Source organism: Streptomyces caniferus (assembly GCF_009811555.1).
Classification (GTDB): Bacteria; Actinomycetota; Actinomycetes; order Streptomycetales; family Streptomycetaceae; genus Streptomyces; species Streptomyces caniferus.
In genome coordinates this window covers 1-20,651 of the sequence record NZ_BLIN01000004.1, presented here as the reverse complement: position 1 = coordinate 20,651, position 20,651 = coordinate 1, and the positions used below count along the sequence as shown (strand labels likewise).

The window sequence follows — 20,651 nt, the reverse complement described above, 5'->3', positions numbered from 1 at the left end:
ATGCGGCGGCTGACGGCAAACGGCCGTGCTGGACCGCCAGCGGTTCGCGGCTTCGATGGCTTGCCGGCCGAGCGAGTGAACTCGCCCATCAGCTGCCGCGATACCGTAGAGCGCCTGGTGACCACTGTTTCCACGATCTGGCAGGAGTGCCCCGCGTGGCCGAGGACCCCACCGCGCACAGCGAGCTCTCTGCTCTCACCCACCGCTTCGAACTGGGGCAGCAGACGACAGCCCGCGAGTTCGGGATCGTGAAGTCGGATCTCACCGCGGCGAAGATCCAGGTGGGAAACCTGAATCAGAAGGTGAGCAGGCTGGACGAGAAGGTGGACCAGCTCATCGAAGAGATGCGCGGTCTGAACGCCAAGATCCTCAGCGCCAAGCTCGACCGAAACCATGCCCGGGTTGTTGAGCTACTGACTGCCCTGACCAGCAAGAAACCGAACGAAAGCTGAGCATCGGGTCGAAGAAGGCCCTCCTAACCCGTTCTCGGGACGCCGGCCCCTTCGCTGCGCCGCAGTGAGGTCAGTTGTCGTGCGGGTCTTCCCCGGAGTGAAGCCGGGTGGCGAGATCGCCGGCCCAGCCCAGGGCCCAGGCACGCAGATCCTCTGTCTGCTCAGGGCTCAGGCCGTAGTCGGCGAAGTCCTGGTCATCCCACCACTCGGCACCGGCGAGGCGGTCGTGCAGGTCGTGGAGGCTGAATTCAAAGCGGGCATGGCGGCGGCCGAGGTTTTCCAGGTCCGCGGTGGAGCGATGCCGTGTGGCGGCGTGGACGTCGATGAGATCGCGGACCGCGCCGCGGTCCGCGAGCGCGCGGACCTTCGTGCCGATCACGTCGTCCAATGCGAGAACCGGCCCGTATTCGGTGACCGTCGGCGGCGCCCAGAACGCCTCCTTGAGGACATCGACCTCGCACTCCTCGCCCGTGGCGAGGTCGGTAGCGATCAGCCGGCCCGACAGCGGACTGGACTCGATGTGCCGCACGCCCCAGCCACGCTCGGCCAGGCCGTCGCCGACCGTACGGACAATCTCGTCGATCGGGGCCGGGCTCTCGGTGGCCACGTCCAAGTCCTGTGAGAGCCGGTCGACCAGACCGTGGGCCTGCACGGCGTACCCACCGGTGATCACCAGCGGGTAGGGCGTGCCGATTGCGAGGACGTCGGCCAGAAGCCGGCGGTGCAGATCTGTCAGATTCACGCGGCCGTCGCGGCGCTCGCGGTGGAGAGCTCGGGAAAAGCGGCTTCCCACACGTCCCTGACCGGCCGGCTGATCAGCGTGCGCAGCACAGGCCACTGCTCGATGAGCAGATCCCGGCTGAGGAAGTTGATCAGGTCCTGGCGCTGTCCTTCAGCCAGGACGGTGCGGTACAGGCTCATCCGGGAGCGCGGCTGCTCCAGTCCGTAGGAGCGGCGGCCCGACCAGACCACGTGCAGCGGCAGGTCGACCGTGCCGCGGGCGGGGCCGCTCAGGTCCTCCAGCCGCGCGGGCAGCCGCTTTGCGTACTGGGCACACAACAGCTCGAACGCGTTCGGCGGAGACGAAGGGGACTGCACGGTCATGCCCCCAGTATTGCCCGGCGCGTCACGCAATTGCTACGCAGCGCCGGAGCTCGGGTGGGTGCGGGGGCTGCCAGGATGCTGTGTATGCCGGATGAGACAGCGACCACCGACCAGTGGCTGCGGGTCTCGCCCGTGCACAGGGCATCATCCCCGACGCCGCTTCCTGACCCGGACCCGCCACAGGCTCAGGTGACGGTTCTGGCGCTACGGCTCTTCACCGAGCATCTGCTCCAGATGGTCGGCGAACTCGGGGTCGTACTCGCGGATTCGGCGAAACCGTTCCGCCCGCAGCACCGGCCAGTACTCCCGGCTTGCCTCCGTGGCCGCGGCGAGCCGCTCGGGCGTGACGCCGTACACCGGGGCGGCCCAGTCTTTCCAGAGCACCCAGCAGTCCAGGTGGTGCTGGAATCGTGCGGCGGCGCGGCCGAGTCGGCCGGTGGTCTCCAGCAGCCGGTAGGTCTCCTCCGCCATCCCCAACGCCTCGGCCATCGTGGCCCGGCTCCGGCCGGACCACACCCGCAGATGCACCAGGCGCTCGTGTTCCACCGTGCACAGGTCGGCCGGGCTGACGCCGACGGCGGCCGCCAGGCGCGGCAGCACCTCCGGGCGGGGAACGCGCGACCCGGCGAGGTAGAGGCTCACCGCACGTTCGGACACCCGGGCCTGCCGGGCGATCCGCGGCACCGACGCCCCGGCGGCAGAGCGGGCCGCGCGAAGCTTCGCTGCGTCGAAGCCGTACGGAGTCTCGCTCACCCGCGTCTCCTACCCGACGTCGTATGGGGAGGTTCGTTCACCCTGAACAATCGGCACCCCGCGAAGAGCGGGCGAGGTCCGTTCAGGGTGAACAAACCGCCGGACCGGCGCCGCTCTGGCGGTTCGTTCACCCCAGCTTCCCGGCTGAAGCCCTCCGCGGCAGCGCGGCCAAGCCGGCTTCGCGCCGACGAACGGTAGCGCCGTCGGCTACTGCGTCCCGTGCAGGTGGTCCTGGCGGGCGGTGACCAGACCGCGCCACCGCTGCCGGACGGTGTGCGCGTCGTCAATCCACTGGACGGCGCTGCCGGCGGGCTCGGGCAGGTCGCCCATGGCGGTGGCGATGTCGACGTAGTAGGCGAAGTCGCCGTCAGCGGTCACCTCGCGCAGGCGGTCGAGGGTGGCGGTGAGGTCGTCGTCGGCGCCGCGCACGGCGTGGTGGAAGGCGGTGGCGGTTTCGATGAGCGGGGTGAGCCAGGGCAGGCCGGCGCCGGTGCTCTCAGCGTGCAGGGCAGCGGCGCGGTCGGTGACGTCGCCGTCGGTGCCGGCGTCGCGCACCAGGGCCGCGACGGCGGCGTAGAAGGTGGTGGCGCGCTGGTCGAGGGGGGCGAGGTACTGGTGGGCGAGGGCGAGTTCGTCGTCGGCGCGCAGCGGGTCGGTGAAGGCGGTGACCAAGGCGAGGAGGGTCTGGGCGATGGCCCGCTCGCCCGGGGCCTCATGCTGCTCTGCTTCGGCCCGTGCGGCCTCGAAGGCGGCGGCGGCACGCTCGATATCGCCGTGCGGGAACCAGATATGGCCCAGGACGCGGTGGTGGCGGCCCTTCCATCCCAGGGCGGGGACGGCAGCCAGGGCAGTGGGGAAATCTCCGCGGATCCGTGCGAGTTGGGCCAGGCCGCGGCGGCCGCGCGGGGCGAGTCGGCCGTCGGCCTCGGCGACTTGGCGCATGCCGGTAAGGGCTTCGTCGGTGCGGGCGAGGTCCTTGTGGGCTTTGGCCCGGTAGTACAGCGCGAGGTCGGCAAGTTCGCCGGACAGCAGGCCAGTATCCAGGACGGCGGTGAGGCGCTCGGCGGTGCGTGCGCGGTGCTCGTGCTGGCGGCGGGCGATGGCGGCGAGGAGCTCGGCCAGGGCGTCGGCAGGCGTGTCCGGGCCCGGCTGCGGCTCGGTACCGGGGGTGTGGGTGGGCGAGGCGAGGGGTTCCCAGACGGAGTCGTCGGTGTAGGCGAAGGCGGCGTCGGTGAGCCAGCCGAGGTCTTCGAGGTGGTGGTCGCGGGCCAGGCGCAGGCCCTGGCGCAGGCAGTCGATCAGCATCGTGCGATTACGCTGCGGCCCGTGGCGCCATTCGTGGCCAAGGGCGGCGAGTGCGCGGGTGGCTGCCCGGTGCCAGTCCTGGGGTGACCAGCGGTCGTCGGTGCGGTCTTCGGCGTGGCGGATCGCGGAGCGGACCACCTGGTGGAGGTGGAAGGGCCACAGTCCTTGGGGGTCTTCGCGGATGAAGGGGCGCTCGGTGAGCCGCAGCGCCGCGGCGTCGTGGGTGAGGCCGGCTACCTGGGTGGCCAGGGGAACGGAGAAGGCGTCCAGGAGGGACACCGAGCGCAGGACGTGCCGCTCGTCGGTGGTCAGGTCGCTGACCGTGCGGGAGATCAGGGCGGGGAAGTCGCCGAAGTCGGCCGGCTGCGGATCCCGTCCGCTGCGCCGTATCTCCAAAAAGCGCATGACGGCCAGGTCGAGGTAGAGGGGCAGGCCGTGGGAGCGGGCGGCGATGGCATGGCGCAGGTTGTCGTTGATGAGGGGGTGTCCGTCGCGGGACAGGCGCCGGGCGAGGTGGTCTTCGCAGTCCTCGGGGGAGAAGTCGCCGAGCAGGATCTGCCGCTGGGCGGCCGCGGTGTTGTCGTGGGAGGCGGGCGGGTGGTCGGCCAGGCCCGGCCAGGCGGTGGGGCCGGTCCAGTCGAGTTGTCCGTGCAGGCCGTCCTCGGCCCATTGCAGCCGGTTGCGGCCGGTGATCACGAAGAACGCCTGGGGCATCAGCCACACGATGCGCTGCAGCAGCCGTTCGAGATCCCGGTTCGTGCGGTCGCCGACGTCTTCGAAGGTGTCGAACAGGATGACCGGGATGACTTGCTGGGCGGCGGGGAGCTGGGCCAGGTCCCAGGCGAGCAGGTGGGTGGCGAAGCTCAGGGTCTCCAGGTCGGGCTCGGCCTCGAGGATGTCGGCCAGGCGCGCGCAGCCGGCCAGCGCGCGTACGCTCCGGCGTCGTTCGCGCAGGGCGCCGACCAGCGTGGTGGTGAGCTGGCCAAGAGCGCCGCCGACGGTGCCGGGCATGGCCAGGGCCTGGGCGACGTCGGACAGTGTGGACTGCATTTGCTGCGGCAGGTTGACCGCGTTGGTGAACCGGCTGAACAGGCCGCCGCGCCGCAGGTATTCCTCAAGGGGTTCGCCGGGGTGGTTGCGTTCCCAGTGCCGGCGCAGGGCCAGGTCGAAGGCGGGCATGGGGCGGCCCAGGGCGGCGATCGCGAGGCGGAGGGAGAGCACCACGCGTTCGAAGTCGATGCCGGTGGACCGGGCGAGGTCGATGCGCAGGGGCAGGATCCGCTCAATCGGCCAGGAAGGGGCACCCCACTGTGCGGGACGACCGCCTTGGTGGGTGAGCGCGGCCTCGATCTTGCGGGAGAAGGTGGATTTGCCGATGCCGCCGACGCCGTGGCCGACCAGGATGTTGTGCCTCGGGCTCGCCAGGTCCTCGACGTCGAAGGCGGGGTCGGCGACTCGGTGCAGGTGGTCGGTGAGCGTGGTGACGACGGCCTGCCACTGGGCCTGGCGGTTGGTGAAGGCCTCTTCGGCCGCAACGGACCGGTCATTTACGCCGAACAGCATCCGTAGATCCCGCGCCACGACACCCCCTGAGAAAGATCATCAGCGGTATCAATTTATGCGGCCTGGCCCCTGCCGCGCGATCCCTTGCCGTAACCCGGGTCCGATCCGGCCAGGTCTCGGCCGGGACAATGGCGCCGACATCCCTTGGTTCCGATACCCGAAGGACACCCCGCTTTGTCTGAGCATGTGACCCCCGAGGCCGCCGAGCAGCTGGTGCAGGACGTGAGCTCCTTGTATGCGGAGCAGATCATTATCGAACGGCGGGCCGCAGCGCCCGACCAGGAGCGTCTGAAGGCCCTGAAGGAGCAGTTGGCGGCGTGTGCCGCCGACCGGGAGGCGTTGCAGGACGCCGGCCCTGAGGAAGTGGCCGAGATCGCGGCCCGTTACGCGGCCCGTGCCAGGGAGCTGGGCGGCCAGTAGCCGGGGCCCTGGTGGAGGGGGACGGGCAGCGGCGCCGAGGTGCGCGTGGAGGCGAGGGTGCGCGGTTGCAGGTGAGCCGGCATCAGTGGCCTGGCCAGCGCGGCGATCTCGACCAGATCTGACCGGTACTGCGGCAGCTCGGCCTGCACGCGCTGAAGCGTGGCGAGGAACTGGCCGGCTTCGGCCGGGGTGTAGGGGAGCTGCTGCGCGGCCTCCAGGGCGTGCCCGCCCAGGGGCGGCCGTGCCCAGGTTCCGTCCGGGGTGCGCTCATTGCGGTACACCGCGCTCAGGTCCCTGCGGATGACGGAGACAGAGTCGACGGTATGCGGCTCGCCTTCGGCTGCGCGGAGCACGTCGGCGAGAACGTGGAAGGTCGCATCGTGGCCCGCGGCTGAGGTGAAGCGGGGGGTGCCGCCGAGGCGGGCCACCTCGGCACACCGGGTCGCGGTGCCCAGCCGGCTGTCTGCGGCACGCGTCGCCAGGACGATCAGCTCCACGCGGTAGCCCGCCCGGTGGTGGCGGCGCGCGCTGTCGATCAGGTGGCCGACGCTGTCCGGGGCGATCTCGATCAGCAGGTCACCGCGGCGCGCGCGTACGTAGGCCTCGGCCTGGTCCTGCCAGGCCCGGTAGTCGGCCCTGATCCGGGCCGAGGCGGTGCGCGGCTGCTCCTGAAGGAGGCGGCGGTAGTCGGGGTGCATCGCCTTGAACATCCCGCCCTCGATCCGTGTGGGCCGGCGACGGTGCAGCGCACGGCGCAGCAGGCGCGACGTTCGGGTCTTCCCGGCCCCTTGGGCACCCATCACGTACAGCACGACCGGCTCGTCCTGCGCGGTGATGTGGCTCAGGTAGCTGGGCACGATCAGCTCGTTGAAGACGAAGGCGTGCTCGTCGGCGGACAGACGGTGGTAGTCGACCCCCGGCGGAACGGTGAGGGGCTGGGCGATGCGGCGCACCGGTTCGGCCAGCGCGCAGGCCCGCTCCAGACCGCCGGCCACGGCAAGACGTCGCTGAGCGGTAGCCACCGCGGGGTGCAGCTGCTCTTGCACCCCGGAGACCTGGCGGCGAAAGCGCCAGGTCTCCGGCGCCGTCCACGGCCGCGCCCACTCCGCAAGCAGCGCCTGGTGCGCGCCGGCCGGGGACCGCCAACGGCCCTGCTCGGTCAGCGCGTTGTCGTACAGCACATCCAGGTCACGCCGGACGACCATGACCCGGTGGGCCAGCTGTTCGGCCTCGATGGTCTCCACGGACTCGCGCAGGCGCCGCGCGCAGTCGTCGAGGTTGTCCCAGGAGATGTACCGGCCGGTCTCCAGATAGCGGTCCAGCACGCTCAGCTGCGTCACGGCCGGGGATGTCGCCAGTGCCACCAGCTCGACGCGGTAGCCAGCCGCCCGGTAGGCGCGGGCCTGTTCCGGGTCGGCCAGCGGGGTTTCCACCACCGCGTCGAGCCGCCGGCGGCGTACGTACTCCTCGACCTGTGCCTGCCACCGCAGGACATCCGGACGGACCTTGACCCCGGCCGTCCGCTCATCGCTGCGCATGAGCTCGCCGTACGCGGGGTGAGCCGCCTTGTACAGGTCTCGGCCCACGCGCACCGCGCCGCCCCGATGGTCAAGGACCGTGTGCAGGAGGTCGATGAGCGTGGACTTGCCGCTGCCCGGCCCTCCGGCGACGAGCACCACCACCGGCTGATCCTGGGGGACTGCGTCTTTGGTCCAGGTCGGCAGGATCCGGGACGCCAAGATCTCTTCGTGCTCGTGCTCGCTCAGCACGACCGGTGTGACGTCCGCGTCCTTCACCGCATTCCCCTTGAGTTCGCCCGTCCACTGGCTCCTACGGAGCGCGATCATACACACGTGTGAGCCAGGGAGTTAAGTTCAAAGTGATGTTCACGGTGATGCTCGCAGTGATGTTCATTGCGGCTTTCGGATAGCCTGGGGGCAGGAGGTCGCCGCATGCCCACGGAAGAAGAACTGATCGCACGTGCTGAGGAACTGCTGGCCCGCGGCCCGCTGCTCCCGCCGCCGGCCGAGCGGAAGCGGCTGCGCGAAGCAGCCGGCCTGACCCAGCAGGACGTGGCCACCGCTCTGCATACGAAACGGGAAACGGTCAACGGCTGGGAGACGGGCCGCACAACCCCCCGCCCGCCGCGCCTGGCCGCGTACCAGCACCTGCTGAACGGCTGGACCGAGCAGTACCCGCCTCCGCCGGCAACGCCAACACCCCCGTCACGACTCCACCGCCGCTCGTGAAGTGACGCACGACCGGCGGACCCGCCAGCGTGATCGCCGCGCCCCTCCGCCGTGTCCCCTCGGGCCGCCACCCGTCGGCGCGGTTCTCCAGCTCTCACGCCGAGATCCGGACTCGGCGTGGCTACTTTCAGTCGACGTAATGTAAACGGTGCGTCATCGACCGAGGTGGAGTCGACCATGGCTCGGTGAAGATCTTCCAGCGCTCCCCGTGGCGAGCACAGACACTCGTAGGGACCCTGACTGCCGCCGCAGTCCTGACCGGATGTTCCGCCCAGTCCCCTCCCGGCCACGACGAGAGGCTGTCCAAGGCAGCCGGCCTGGCTCGCATCACCCTGGTCTGTGCGAAGGATCTGTGGGAGGAGACGAAACCGAAGGCGGGCCTCAACTCCGTCAAAGCGACGGTCTCCAACATCTCCTCCGGCCCGCGGGCGAACCGGGGACTGGTCCGCGTCACCATGACGGGCACCAACCTCGTCGCGTACCTCAAGGAGCTCGACGACAACGGGCACCCCGCCGTCGCCAACGGGGAACAGGAGAACACCGCGGCCTCACGACGCGTCTACGACGCCCTGGCGCCGAAGATCGACAAGATCAAAGCCGCCCGCAGTGAGTCCGACCCCGAGCCGTCCGTCATCATCGACGACACCATTCCCGACAAGCACTAGACCTCCCGCGGTGGCTCCCGACGAAGGCGGGAGCCACCGCGCAAACGCCACGTTTCCCCACGCTGCGGGCCAAGAGGCCCTGCACACGAGCTGCTCAACAGCGCGGCCCGTTCCCGTCGGCCTCGGGTGTGGCCAGGGCCTGGTCGACGAACGCCCGCACGAGCGCGGCCACCTCGGACTCCGTGACGTCCTTCGTCCACGTGCTGGGCATGTGCCAGCCGCTGCACTCCAGCCGGAAGTGGTGCACACCCCTCGCGTGCTCCACTTCGCGCGCGTACGGCTGCCTGCGGCAGCGCCCGTGCCGTTCGGTCAGCTCCAGGTGCGCGCAGACCACGGCCAGGTGGAACCGGCGGGGCAGGGTCCGCTGTTGGAGGCAGCTGCGGCACTCCAGGAGGTGTTGCGCGCCGCCTTCGGACTGGAGGAAGTAGTACGGCGGGGTCGTGCCCTCGCGGGTGTTGCAGCTGCTACAGAGCGGCCCTCGAACGTGGCCGTGTTCGTGGCAGTGGTCCCACCCCGCTGCCTGGCTCCCCTTGCAGAGCTGGCACAGGTACTCGTCGGCCCGTGTGCCGCGCCGGCGGGCCGAGTCGTACTGCACCCCGCGCAGGTGGCCGGTGTAGGGGCGGAAGGCCGCTCCGGAGCACGGTGGGCACCGGGTGACGTAGCCCTTGCTGGTCGGTGTCCTCCAGCTGCCCCAGTGCGGGCCCTGGCGGCCGCAGGAGGAGCAGACCCGGGCCCGGTCGACCAGGTCGTCCTCCTGCTGGGCCCAGCGGTCCAGCAGGTCGACGTAGGCGCGTGGCAGGAGCCACTTCTCCCCTGACCAGGTCAGCAGTTCCAGAGGGCGGGTGCCGCCCATGTTCGAGTGCGACCGGCTGCCGGCAGCGGCGAACTCCTCCCATGTCAGGTCTCCAGGCAGTCCGTTGGCCCCGACCGTCTGCCAGGAGTCGTTCCGTTCTTCGTACGGGCGCCCGTCGTGGGCCTTGTGGCGGGCCAGGTAGAACATCTGAGACACCATCCGGCGCCGCCAGTCGACGCGGTGCCAGTCCTCCGGGCCGCTGTCGCGGTACGTGGGCAGCTGGATGTCGACGACGTCGTCCAGGTCCAGGCGCAGCTCCGCGAGGGCCTGCCCGGTGCGGCGGATGTCCCGCTCGTCGTACATCCAGCGCGCCTTGTGCTTGTAGCAGCGCACGGCCATGTCGCCGAAGAAGACGTGGCCGTGCTCGCGCAGGCCCGGCATGTGGAGGAGATCGTCAGGGTGCAGGGGGACCATGGCGTTCTGCGTCAGGTCCCCGAAAACCGAGTGCGCGTATTCCCGGGTGATCGGCATGGCCGGATGGTGGCAGCAGCCACTGACAACCAACCCCGGAGCGACCCGCACGGCAATGAAACCGGGCGGGAGTTGGCGGCCGTGTGCGCCCTCTGCTTGTCAGTGGGCTGTGGTAGGAGGCGCCCCGCTGGATGCTCACCAAGATTCATGGCGTTATATGGCATTCGGCGACCGGTTTGCGCGTACGGGTGCACGTGCACCCGGGGTTCGGGAGACTGGGACGCGATCTTTACTGCCAGAATGTGAAGCGTTGGCCGTAGATCTCGACGTCCGCCCACTGTCGGGAAGTTGAATACCCCCACTTGGGTGTGATGTGCGTCACAGTGGGAGGGGATTTCAGCACGAGAGGGGCATGCCGCCAGTTAGGGCCCACGAGAGTGACCCAGCGCATGGCAATCCCCTTCAAGTCGAGAGAAGATGGCAGGGTTTCCAGGGGGCTAGTGACACAGGTCACAGTTCCCGTGTGTGCGCTCGCGTGCACAGACGACGTGCGGGACAAATGAAGGTAGCCCCGCCCCGAGGCTTGGTTGGCACAGGGGCAGAGCTACCGGACCAACCGCAGACCACGGCCTCGGCCGGCTACACCCGGCCGGGGCCCAGGGTCGTCAGAGCAGGTGGCGCGTTGCGAAGTCGTACAGCCGGATGACGGTCGAAATGATCGACCCCAGCGGTACCGCAACCTTCCCCACCTTGCGGGCGACTAGCACTGCCCGCACTCCAACGGCCTTGCGCCTGCGTCGGCCCGACTGACGCTGCTCCTTGTGGGACGTCATTCGGGCGTACCTCCATTCCGGACTCGCGCGTGGAGTCCCGGGGCCCCGCGCACTTTCATCATCCGGTTGAAGGATTGGTAACCGGCATGTTACTCGGGGCGGTCGATACCTATGGCCACACGTTGAGCAAACCCTGGTAGGAACCGACAGCCCGTCAGGGCACCGAGTGCCCAACGGACTTGGTGGTTCAGACCACCGCAGTGGATCAGCCTGCGCAAACGCTGTCGGCAATCGAAACGGAGGAAGGTACTCCGTGCCATCGGCTTAACAAGTGCAACGGGGATGCAGTACACGTCACACCAGAGGCGGACCGGTATCCGCTCCGGGGTGCAGCGCATGGCCGCCGACCCGTACGGCCTTTGCTCCACTACGGTCCTGGCGCGGGCTCCAGGCCCTGGGCGCTGCTCGACGCCAACGTCCGCGGCTTGCAGGGCCTGGAGCCCGCGCCCCTGAAGGCCGGCCCTACCCCGGCGGGCCGCGGTCCCGCAGACGGCATCGCTGGGCAGGACCGCGTCAGGGGCGGCGGGCGAGGGCGTCGTCGATTGGATGCGGGCTCTCGGCAGGCGGATCAGGTCTCGGAGACGTCGCTGTGCGCGTCTCGCTCCAGGCGGCGGAACAGCAGCTCTGCGCGGATGAGCACGGCGATGCCGGTGAGCATGGCAGCGAGCATGACCAGCCAGGCAGCGGCCTGCCACGTCGATTCGGTGCGCAGCACGTACGGCGTGAACACCGCCATCACGACGGCGAGCACACTGATCGCGGCCAGCCAGACGAGTCTCATCACGTTCTCCTTCGGGCGTCGTCAGGACAGGTCCGCCGGCGCCTTCTTCGGGCGCAGGGTGTCGAGCAGCCGCGGCGACAGGGCCGGCGGCAGGAGCCACAGACCGGCGATGCCGATGGTCGTGGCCATCACGGTCAGCAACACAGCGACGACGTCCCGGTGCGCGGAGCCGAAGAAGCCGGCCATCAGGGACAGGGCGACGACGAAGACCATCATGAACCGCCAGTCCTTGCGGCCCAGGAGGAACGGACGGTCCTCGGTGCTCCACCACCAGGACGTGCTGGACATCGTGGTGAAGCTGAACGCGGCGAGCGGAACGACGATCGGCAACCAGAAGCGCAGGTCGTCGTCGGCGGGCAGCTGCCGGCCCCAGCGATCGCCCATGTGGTGCAGGAACCACAGGTACAGCGGGATGCTCACGAGCGCGTACAGCCACAGCACCACCCGCATCGCCCAGTCGACCGGACCGGTCTTCCCCTTCGCCATGGTCGCGACGGTAGCGACCAGCGTCTCGGGCCGGTGCGCGTTCGTGAGAACCAGCCACCAATCCGGCCAGATCACCCAGCCCGAACCCATCGAACGCACTTCGTACGCTATCCGTACGGCAAAAGTACGCGATCCGTACGGGTTGCGAGATAGGGTGTTGATTCGGAGGTGTTCCATGTCCGAGATGTTCGACGCGGTCGACGCGCTGGTCGCGTCCCGCTCTCCGCTGCCGCTGGCAGAGGAACGCAAGCGGCTGCGCACCGCGCACGGCCTGACGCTGGACGAAGTCGCCGGCGCACTGAAGGTGCGCCGGGCCACGGTGTCCGCCTGGGAGTCGACCAAGAAGCCGACCGAGCCCCGGGGCCCGGAGCGTGAGGCATACGCGCGACTGCTCAAGCAGCTCGCGGAGCTCTACCCCGCCCCGGCCGACGCTGCGGCGCCGGCCACGGTCACTGGCGCGCTCGACCTGCCAGAAGCCGAGCGGCTGCCCCCGGTCAAGGCCCTCGAGGCCCAGCCCCCCGCGCCGGCCCCCGTCGCCGCTGCGCCGCCCGCCGCGCCCCGCCCGGCGCGCGCCACCTCCAGGCCGACCTCGAAGACGTCGCGCCGTCCCGGCGCGCGGAAGGCGGCCCCGGCCGGCACCCCGGCGGGCGGCACCGACCCTCGGTTCGAGAACGGCCCGCTGGCGGTCGTCGACGTCGACGCCGACGGCACGGTGCTGGCGTACTGCGTCGGCGGCCTGGTCCTGGACTGCCCGGCCAAGACCTTCCCCGCGCTGGTCGATTGGGCGCTGACCGAAGCGAAGCTGGGCGCGCCCCGCCTCAACCGCCACGGCAAGGACGCCGACCCGCTCCTCGTGCTCACCGACGCCGCGGCCGAACAGCTCGGGCTGCCGGCCGTCCTGGAAGACCGCCGCGGCCTGCGACTTGCGGAGGACCACAAGGTCGTCAAGCAGCTGGCCAGGGCCAAGTGGAAGCTGACCAAGCGCGGGTTCGGCCCCTGGGCCCGGGTCTACCGCCCGGCCGAGGGCGGCAAGCGGCAGTGCGTACAGTTCGCGATCCTGCCGTGGGGCGCCCTCGACACCCGCTCCTGGGGCGACACCGGCCAGCTGCCGCCGGCCGACGTCGCCGCGGTGCTCGGCACGTACGCCACCCGCGTCCTGACCCCGCGCGGTTCCACGGCCGTCTGCGGCCTGGAGCTGATGAGTGCGCTGCGCCCGCCGACCCGCGCGGTCAAGGACGCGGCCACCGGCTCCTGGGTGTCCGGGCCGAACCCCGGCTCGCTGACCGAACCGTTCGATCCCGCACCGCCCGAGGCCCCCGCCGAGCATCCGCTCGTCGCTGCCCTCTACCCCCGCCACCATGTGCGCACTCCGGACCAGGTCATCGACGAGGAGGCGTACGACTGGTTCCGCCCCCTCACCGACGAGGAGTGCACCGAAGGCTTCACCCATGCGGTCGGCCTCGACGTCAACATGGCCTTCGCCGCGGCCGCCAACCGCCTCGTCATCGGCACCGGCCCGGCAACCCACGTCGAGAACCCGGCGTTCGACCCGAAGCTGCCCGGCTCCTGGCTCGTCGACCTCTCCCACATCGAGACCGACCCCCGGCTCCCCAACCCGTTCACACCGAAGGGCACCCGCCCGACCGGGCCGGCCTGGTACTCGACCTCGACCGTGGCCTACGCGGTCGAACTCGGCGCCCCCATCCAGCCGGCCGAGGCATACGTCCGCTACGAGCACGGGGCCTACTTCGACGCCTGGTACACCCGTCTGCGTGACGCCTACATGGCCACCATGGCCGACCTCGGCGTTGAAGCCGGCATGAGCGAGGCCGACTTCCTCGCCGCGATGGCCCGGCACAAGAGTGTCGACCCGGGGCAGGCGGCCGTTCTCTCGGCCATCAAGTCGACGGTCAAGGGCGGCATCGGCAAGCTGCGCGAGCGCCCCCAGGGCATCAAGCACAAGTTCGGCGAGCCCTGGCCGGCCCTCTCCCGTGCCACCTGGAGTCCGCATGCCAGGGCAGAGCTGATCGGCAAGGTGCGCACCAACCAGCACCGCAAATTGACGGCATGGGCGCGGGCGGGCTTGTTCCCCGTGGCGATTCTGTCCGACTGCGCCGTCTACCTCTCCCACGGCCCCAGCCCACTCGACTTCATGCCCCGCACCGACGAGGGCAAGCCGCTGCCCGGAGGGTTCCGCCTCGGCGTCAGCCCCGGCATGGTCAAGCACGAAGGCACCCGCGACTTCCTCTGGCTCGCCCAGACCATCGAGGACGATCAGATCAACCCGGCCCGGCACATCAAGGGCGACGACGCCCCCGACAGCGGAGAGTAGGAGACCGACGTGGGCATCCTCGGCGACAGCCTGGAGAAGGCCGCGGCCGCCAACACCACCCGCCCCATCCCCAAGTCAGCGGGCGCGCAAATGCGATTCCTGGTCAAACAACACAAGGGAACCAAAGCCGTCGCGCAGCTCCTGGGCATCTCCCAGCGCACCGTAGAGCGGTACGTCAAAGACCAGATCAAGCGACCCCGCAAAGACCTCGCCGCACGCATAGAGCGCGAGGTCCGCAAGAGGTGGCAGCCCAAGGTACGCGAGAAGGCCCAGCGCCGCGCCGCGCAGACCGGCGGCATCAGCATCGAGACCCGGGCCCGGTTCGGCTTCACCGCAGCCCCCGGCACCACCGACGACGGGAGGATCCGGCTGATCACTCAACACCTCCCGCCCGCCTACGCCGCGCGGCTCTTCGACGCGCAGGCCGCCGGCGCCACCGAGCAGCAGTTGCAGAACATCGCCGCCGAAGGCTTGCAGGAGATCTACTTCAAGGACCGCGGCCGCCGCGCCGACGGCCTCCTGGTCGAGTTCACCGACATCGACTACGTGGAACTCGACTTCTGACCCACGGCATGCGTGAGGGCCTGGAACCGACGATTTTGAACCGAGGCAGGATAGTTGTCACATGGGCAGACTTGTTGTCACCAGGGCTGGACGCCGTGCATCGGCAGCTGCGATGAACGGCAAGGGCGTAGTCCATTTACTCGAGCCTGATCAGCGCAGGTCAGCGCGAACGGCGAGCGTGCTCCTTGGTGTGCTGCCTCACCTTGGGGTGTCCCAAGACGCGTACATCTCCGCCCTGTACTGGGCACACACCGACGGCGGTTGGCTCTCCGTCCTGCTGATGAGCCGCCACGACCATGCAATGGCCGATGATCCAGCCTTCCGCAAGGCGGTGGGAGTGCTTGCTGCGTCCGGGCTTCGGTGCAGCTTCGCGCGCATACTGAATCTCGCCGAAGAGTGTCATGAGACAGGCACCCCGCCAGAATGGATGGCCGCGAGCGAAGCACCCCCCGAGGAGTGACAAGTAGCTTGCCTCGTCGGTGACAACTACGGCGCCTCGCTCGCGGGAATCCGCAGGGCGGCGCATCCCGGTGTGACAACTACCGTGCCTCGGCACAGATTTCCAGGCCCTCGACGTGTCTCCGCGGGGGACGGGCAACACACGCACTCATCCAATGTGGTCGGGTAGCCGGATCACATTGCCGTGACCCGGCTACCCGACCACATGGTCCGGGCTCGCCCGCGTCTCCGCGAGGGGCGAATGTTCATGCGCGCGATCCGTGCTCAACGGCTTGCGGCCGTCAGCGGCTACTTCCCGCGCTGCTGTCGGTCGCGCAGCTGCTTGCGGATCGAGCGGGCGACCTCCATCGCCCGATGGGAGGACGTCGCGGCGAACTGGCGGCGGTTGTCCAGGTCCTCGGTCAAATGGCGGGCGTAGGCCCCCAGAAGTCCCGTGGCGCGCGTCTGGGTGTACTCCAGGAAATGACGCAAGGCTTCGAGTTCCCCGGGACGCAGAGCCACCGACACCTCGGTGTCGTTCGGCGAGTTCAAGGCACCGGCCACCCTGGCGGTATAGACGCGGTTGACCAGGCTGGTGAAGCACACGCCGTAAGTACGGCCCCGCAGGGTCTCCGGGTCCGGGACAAAAGCCGCCAGGCGCTGGTGGAGCTCGGTGAGATCGCTTCCTGACGTCCGGTAGAAAGGCCGCTCACTGCTGCCTGCTTCCGCTGGCGAAAGCCTGGCCGTGGCCACGAAGGAGACGACTCGGTCGACGGGCGGGACCAGGCCGGCCCCGATCCAGCGGGCGTGACCGTAGAAGTCGGCGTCGTCATTTTTCAACGGGAGCAGGCACCAACCCGAGGTGCCCGACCAGTGCAGATCCACGTTCTCGGAGTCCGGGTACAGGCCCCGCTCGAAGGACGTGTTAAAGCTGAGGTGCCCGTCGACGTCGGTCCCGGAATCTCCGACGGCCAGGATGCGCACGTCGCCCGACCCCTGTACGCCCGTGACCGGCACGCCTTCGTCCAGAAGGGCAGCGGCGACGGCGTTCATGTAGTGGCCGATGGCCTCCGTCAGGGCTTGGCTCGCAGAAGGCTCGGACGTCACGTGATCTCCCAGAGTGCTGTGGCCGGGCAGGCCGGGGCAGTTGACTGTGTCGCTCAGTCTTCCGTGCGCCCGACGCGGACCTGCCCGGTTCGCGCCAAGAGGGGCTTACCCGCACGGGCTCCGGCCTCTAACCACAGAGGTTCGTTATCTCGGGTCGTTTCGAAGCGTCAGACAAGTCTGGCAAGTAGCCAGAAGATCCCGTGCCTTACAGATATCCGAGGGCTGTTCAGGCACGTTGGACACGTACGACAAGCGTCGACCTTGGTTCGGCCGAACCAAGGTCGCAACTCGCACAGAAGTGACTCCGGTCACCTATCTCTGACCCACGGTGCAGGTAGAGCCACGTCTTACGGGGACTCAGGCTCAGGAGGACCGGGGCGCGGCGGCCACTCGTCGTCGGCGAGCGCCGCGGCTATGGCCTGCTGGCGCAACCGGCGCAAACGCTCACCAGTGGCTCGGTGCTCCTCGAAGCGCTCGCGTCGTTCCTCCGTGGGGAAGAGCATCGGCAGCCCGACGTCCAGGAGGAAGTCGGGACAGGGGCCGGCCAGCGGGAGCGGGTCGAAGACGGCCAGCAGGGTCCCGCGGTCGTTGACGAGCGGGACGCCGCTGGAGTACCGGCTGTCTCCCACACTCCAGCCGACAGTCACGCGGGTGAGGAACATGTCGGCGGCCTGGGCGATGGTTCGCTCGATCCCGGGCAGCCGGGCGGAGTGCCGGGCCAGGGCCGCCCGGTCTGGGTCGGAGCGCGCCGTACGTTCGGCAAGCGCGGCCTCCTGCCGGGCGTACCCCCGCCGCTCGGCACGTTCCTGCTCCTCCTGTGCCGCGCGCTGCTGCTTTTCCTCATCTCCAAGCTTCTTGGCCTCCGCCAGTACGCACTTGGGATGGGCCCACAGCAGCGTCACGGGCCGGGCCACGTGACGCTGCGGCGTGCGTGGAGCGTGCGAGACGAACCGCGAGGTGAGGACCCTGCCCACGAACTCGGAGAGCGGTATGGACGGCTTGGGGTCCCAGTAGGCGCCGGTGAACCGGGCCATGGGCTCGACGGCGACCAGGCCCTCGCCCTGCCGGGCCAGCCGCACCGAGGGAACGGCGCCCAGCCAAGCAATCCGGCTGCGGTCACTGAACCAGTAGGCCCGTACGCCGTCAGCCCCCATCCGCTGCGTACGGGCACGAATCTCGGCGGCGGTGATGCTCGCCAACTGCGCCTCCAGGGCGACACGCCGACTGTTGGCCGTGGAGGCGAGGACGTCCGCCCGCCAACGACCGTCCGGCCCGCTCACCTCCAGCTCGGCCATCCATCCGGCCGTGCGGGCCGCCTGAGCAAGCTCCAGCTTGAGCAGGTGGTGGGCCATGGACTCCTCCGCCAGCGTGCACGTCGGAGCCCCAGGCGCATGCGCGAAGAACCGCAGGCCCAGGGGCGACACCTTGGCGTGCATCCCGTGGCCACACTCCCGGCATGCCAGGGGGGCCGGCGGCCGCACCTGGTGGATCGCACTCCAGTCCCAGCCGCAGCCGAGATCCGGCTGGGAGGCGTCCAGACGGCCCCGCTCCGCGTGTACCGCAGTGAAACTCACAGCGCTCCCCTCACGTCATGGCGTCGTCCGCCCATCGTCTCGGCCGGGTCTGACACGGCGGTAGGGGGCGATCAAGGGCCGCCGGGCGCGTCCTAGCGGCGGCGGTAAAGGAAGTGGTTCGGCCGAACCACTTCGCAGACCCGTTGCCGCACCCCGAACGGGCGTCCAGAAAGCGGTTCGGTCGAAACACCTTCCTGGATCATGACAAAGCCCCGCTTGCCTTACTTGCCTCACACCGGATCACCCGGTCTGACCTGGGTGAAGTGCCTTCGCCCCTAGATATCGCTCGCTGGCCTGATGGTCGGCATGAGCGATCACGAGCAGCAGCAGCCGGCCCCGCGCCGCGGCAAGGTCCTGGAGGCCCTCGCGCGGGCGGAGCGGAAGATCTTCACCCGGCCCGCGCCAAAATCAGCGAAGGCATGTATGAAATTCCTTCGCACGCGAGAGAAGGGGTCCACCAAGGCCCTGGCGGAGCGCCTGGGCACCTCACGCCGTACGGTGGAGCGCTACCTCGCCGGGAAGCTGACGAAGCCCCAGAAGCGCCTCCAGGCCGCGCTGGTGGAGGAGACCGAATTCGAGTGGAAACCGCAGGTCAGGGCGCAGGCGCGCGAGCAGGCGTCCACCTCCAGCGGCATGATGGTGGAGGTGACGGCGTACTTCGGATTCGCGTGCAGAGGCAGCTCGGACGACGGCCGCGAGCGCAGCATCACCACGGCGATCTCACCCACCTACGCGAAGCAGATCCTCGAACTTCAGGCGGCTGGTGCGACGGAGGAGGATCTGCATCCGATAGTCGCTGAGGCCATCACCGAGTCGTATTTCACGGAATGGGGCACGCGAGCCGCTGGCTGCGGGCGGACTTCACACACGTCTCGTACATAGAATTCCGGTTCTGACGCGGGCGAATTCAGGGCCTGCTATAAAACATATTCAGCGGGCCGCCAACAGCGCTCTGGCGGCGGCCCGCCCTTATTCCTCACCACGAATGCGAGGCCGAAGATGACCAGGATGTGGCCGCCCGGCGGCGGTACCCGTCGACCGCTCGCCCCGCGCGTGGCCGCGCCCCGCGAGCCGGTCGACCCCGCCCGCATCGGCCGCCGCGTCGTCCGGCGCCGGGCGAGGGGCATGGACGCCGGCGCCGTCGCGGCGGCCCTCGAGGAAGCGCGGTTCGACGCCCGGCAGGACTCGCGGCACGAGGACCGGGCCGACGACGTCCGCGGCCGCGCGGAGCTCGGGGAGTGGGAGCGCCTGCACCAGCTGCTCGCCGACGCGGCGCCGGGCACCGTCTACGACCCGGACACCGACGACGTCGTCCAGGCCGAGCTCGCCGCCGACGCCGCGGCCGCCGCCGCCCGGGAAGCCGAACTGCGGGAAGCCGCCCGGATCGCGGCCCGCGCCGACGAGCTCCAGGCGCTGCGCGAGCTGGGCACGCTGGAGCAGACCGAGCCCCGCGACGGCGACGAAGCCGTCCGGGACGAACTCACCCGGCGAGCCGGCGGGTACGTCCAGACCGACGTCGACGCCTGGCTCGCGCACGCCATGGCCGCGCACCTCGGGCACTACCGCGACCCGGCCGCCCGCGACGCCGCAGCCGGCCTCCTACCGCCGCCTGTCCTCACCCACGCCGCGTTGCTCGCTGCCCTCGCCCGTCTGGTCCCGGCCGCCGACGTCGACGAGATGGTGTTCGCCGACCAGCTCGCCACCGCTGAGCCCGAGGCCGCAGGCGCCCTCGCCGCGTTCCTCACCCGCGCCCACCTCGAGGACTGTTGCCCCTGTGGGCCCTCCAGGGCTCGAAAACGGGGTGGAGCGTGACAGTGCTGATCGTGCTGCCGGGCAGGCGTACGGAACCGTAACCGCCGGGATCGCTCCCGGGTGGGTCGGCGGGTGCGGAAGAATCCCCTGCTGGTTAGAACGCTGGCTTCGTTGACTAGTCGGCCTCCGCCCGACCGAGCGGGTGAACGCTGCCTGAGCTGCGATTCGCCGGTCATTCAACTCCGCTGCGCAATACGATGGTTGGGGGGCCTCGGGGAGTCTGAGGGGGACAGGTATGGCAGACGGGATGGACCTGGCGACTACTGCGGTGGAAGCGGTGGCACAGGCGGCTGGCGGTGCGGTAGGCAACATGGCCGTCGATCTGGTGCGCAGCCGATTGAGCAGCGTTGACCAGGGAGTCGAAGCCGTATCGGCGGTGGAACAGACACCGGACGATCCCGATGCGCGCTGGCGGTTGCACGAGAAGCTGTCGGAGGTGCTGTCCGAAGATCCGGCGTTCACCGCGTATCTGGCGAGCGTCCTGGCCCCGCCCGAGCCGACCGAGCCGCCCACCATTGTGGGCAGTACCGATGCCCGCGGCGGCCTGGCGGGCGGGCAAGTGTCCGACGAAAGTGGGGCAGGGGACGGCGGCGCGTTAAAGGTTGCGGCGCGGGCAGGAACCTGGCTTGGGATCACGGTTTCATTGCTGGCTGTGCTCGCGTTCTTGGGCATCACCAGCATCAGTGACTTCGGTGACTTCGTGACGACCGATAAGGAAGCGAACCAGGAAGCGTGTCGGATCGCTGATGAGGCGGCCAAGCGTGCGCTGTTGTGGTCGTTGGATCGGGAGATCGCCTCTGACTACTCAGAGCAGATGAGTAAGGCAGCAGGGGAGGCTCGGAACGCAGAGCTGAAGGAGATCCTGGCCCGTGAGGCTCAGGAGTTCGGCTCAAACGGGGGGTGGGCGGACCCGCGGAGCAAAGTCGAGGACGACCCCTATGCAGAGGTC

The 20,651-nt window shown here is 69.6% G+C and carries 19 protein-coding genes; 9 read left to right on the top strand and 10 right to left on the bottom strand.

Features of this window, described 5'->3' with window-relative positions; all coding sequences use genetic code 11:
- Positions 1–155: 155 nt before the first annotated feature.
- Positions 156–452, top strand: a complete 297-nt coding sequence (locus tag Scani_RS16195) for a hypothetical protein (RefSeq protein ID WP_159476180.1) — start codon at positions 156–158, stop codon at positions 450–452.
- Positions 453–522: 70 nt separating this feature from the next.
- Here Scani_RS16195 and Scani_RS16190 read toward each other — a convergent pair whose 3' ends face one another.
- From Scani_RS16190 to Scani_RS16175, 4 genes are all read right to left on the bottom strand, one after another.
- Complete coding sequence (locus Scani_RS16190) at positions 523–1,194, bottom strand: nucleotidyl transferase AbiEii/AbiGii toxin family protein (protein ID WP_159476177.1); 672 nt, start codon at positions 1,192–1,194, stop codon at positions 523–525.
- The gene (locus Scani_RS16185; RefSeq protein WP_159476173.1) at positions 1,191–1,556 is read right to left on the bottom strand and encodes a hypothetical protein; all 366 of its coding nucleotides are present in this window, start codon (positions 1,554–1,556) and stop codon (positions 1,191–1,193) included. Before Scani_RS16185 ends, Scani_RS16190 begins: the two co-directional genes overlap by 4 nt.
- A gap of 204 nt (positions 1,557–1,760) precedes the next feature.
- Positions 1,761–2,309 (bottom strand): helix-turn-helix domain-containing protein, encoded by a 549-nt coding sequence (locus Scani_RS16180; protein ID WP_159476170.1) that lies wholly within the window; start codon positions 2,307–2,309, stop codon positions 1,761–1,763.
- A gap of 207 nt (positions 2,310–2,516) precedes the next feature.
- The gene (locus Scani_RS16175) at positions 2,517–5,177 is read right to left on the bottom strand and encodes an ATP/GTP-binding protein (protein WP_159476167.1); all 2,661 of its coding nucleotides are present in this window, start codon (positions 5,175–5,177) and stop codon (positions 2,517–2,519) included.
- 174 nt (positions 5,178–5,351) lie between these two features.
- Between Scani_RS16175 and Scani_RS16170 the strand changes: the two genes are divergently transcribed.
- The gene (locus tag Scani_RS16170; RefSeq protein WP_246295909.1) at positions 5,352–5,597 is read left to right on the top strand and encodes a hypothetical protein; all 246 of its coding nucleotides are present in this window, start codon (positions 5,352–5,354) and stop codon (positions 5,595–5,597) included.
- Here the strand turns inward: Scani_RS16170 and Scani_RS16165 are convergent.
- Positions 5,561–7,393 (bottom strand): zeta toxin family protein, encoded by a 1,833-nt coding sequence (locus tag Scani_RS16165; protein ID WP_246295908.1) that lies wholly within the window; start codon positions 7,391–7,393, stop codon positions 5,561–5,563. The genes Scani_RS16170 and Scani_RS16165 overlap by 37 nt on opposite strands.
- Before the next feature lie 156 nt (positions 7,394–7,549).
- Between Scani_RS16165 and Scani_RS16160 the strand changes: the two genes are divergently transcribed.
- Both Scani_RS16160 and Scani_RS16155 read left to right on the top strand, forming a co-directional pair.
- Positions 7,550–7,846 (top strand): helix-turn-helix transcriptional regulator, encoded by a 297-nt coding sequence (locus Scani_RS16160; protein WP_159476160.1) that lies wholly within the window; start codon positions 7,550–7,552, stop codon positions 7,844–7,846.
- A gap of 185 nt (positions 7,847–8,031) precedes the next feature.
- The gene (locus tag Scani_RS16155; protein ID WP_159476157.1) at positions 8,032–8,511 is read left to right on the top strand and encodes a hypothetical protein; all 480 of its coding nucleotides are present in this window, start codon (positions 8,032–8,034) and stop codon (positions 8,509–8,511) included.
- A 94-nt stretch (positions 8,512–8,605) separates the two neighbouring features.
- Here Scani_RS16155 and Scani_RS16150 read toward each other — a convergent pair whose 3' ends face one another.
- The 3 genes from Scani_RS16150 to Scani_RS16140 all read right to left on the bottom strand — a co-directional run bounded on the left by Scani_RS16150 (position 8,606) and on the right by Scani_RS16140 (position 11,875).
- On the bottom strand, positions 8,606–9,835 hold the full coding sequence (locus Scani_RS16150; RefSeq protein ID WP_159476154.1) for an endonuclease domain-containing protein: 1,230 nt from the start codon (positions 9,833–9,835) through the stop codon (positions 8,606–8,608).
- A gap of 1,341 nt (positions 9,836–11,176) precedes the next feature.
- Complete coding sequence (locus Scani_RS16145) at positions 11,177–11,389, bottom strand: hypothetical protein (protein WP_159476151.1); 213 nt, start codon at positions 11,387–11,389, stop codon at positions 11,177–11,179.
- Between the two features lie 21 nt (positions 11,390–11,410).
- Complete coding sequence (locus Scani_RS16140; protein ID WP_159476148.1) at positions 11,411–11,875, bottom strand: hypothetical protein; 465 nt, start codon at positions 11,873–11,875, stop codon at positions 11,411–11,413.
- Positions 11,876–12,050: 175 nt separating this feature from the next.
- On the opposite strand from Scani_RS16140, the gene tap reads away from it, so the two are divergent.
- Together tap and tpg (Scani_RS16130) are read left to right on the top strand one after the other, a co-directional pair.
- Positions 12,051–14,207, top strand: a complete 2,157-nt coding sequence (gene tap, locus Scani_RS16135) for a telomere-associated protein Tap (RefSeq protein WP_159476145.1) — start codon at positions 12,051–12,053, stop codon at positions 14,205–14,207.
- Between the two features lie 9 nt (positions 14,208–14,216).
- Positions 14,217–14,771: a telomere-protecting terminal protein Tpg gene (gene tpg / locus Scani_RS16130; RefSeq protein WP_159476142.1), complete on the top strand. Its 555-nt coding sequence runs from the start codon at positions 14,217–14,219 to the stop codon at positions 14,769–14,771.
- Positions 14,772–15,518: 747 nt separating this feature from the next.
- Here the strand turns inward: tpg (Scani_RS16130) and Scani_RS16125 are convergent.
- The gene (locus tag Scani_RS16125) at positions 15,519–16,316 is read right to left on the bottom strand and encodes a DUF6292 family protein (protein ID WP_159476139.1); all 798 of its coding nucleotides are present in this window, start codon (positions 16,314–16,316) and stop codon (positions 15,519–15,521) included.
- Between the two features lie 347 nt (positions 16,317–16,663).
- Positions 16,664–17,890 carry a competence protein CoiA family protein gene (locus tag Scani_RS16120; RefSeq protein WP_159476136.1) on the bottom strand — a complete coding sequence of 409 codons (1,227 nt, stop codon included), beginning with the start codon at positions 17,888–17,890 and terminating at the stop codon, positions 16,664–16,666.
- A gap of 297 nt (positions 17,891–18,187) precedes the next feature.
- Between Scani_RS16120 and tpg (Scani_RS16115) the strand changes: the two genes are divergently transcribed.
- The 3 genes from tpg (Scani_RS16115) to Scani_RS16105 form a co-directional block, all read left to right on the top strand.
- Entirely contained in the window at positions 18,188–18,772 is a 585-nt protein-coding gene (tpg, locus tag Scani_RS16115) for a telomere-protecting terminal protein Tpg (RefSeq protein ID WP_246295907.1), read from the top strand.
- Between the two features lie 117 nt (positions 18,773–18,889).
- Positions 18,890–19,702 carry a hypothetical protein gene (locus Scani_RS16110; protein ID WP_159476133.1) on the top strand — a complete coding sequence of 271 codons (813 nt, stop codon included), beginning with the start codon at positions 18,890–18,892 and terminating at the stop codon, positions 19,700–19,702.
- A 235-nt stretch (positions 19,703–19,937) separates the two neighbouring features.
- A partial coding sequence (locus Scani_RS16105) for a hypothetical protein (protein WP_159476130.1) occupies positions 19,938–20,651 on the top strand: 714 nt, incomplete at its 3' end.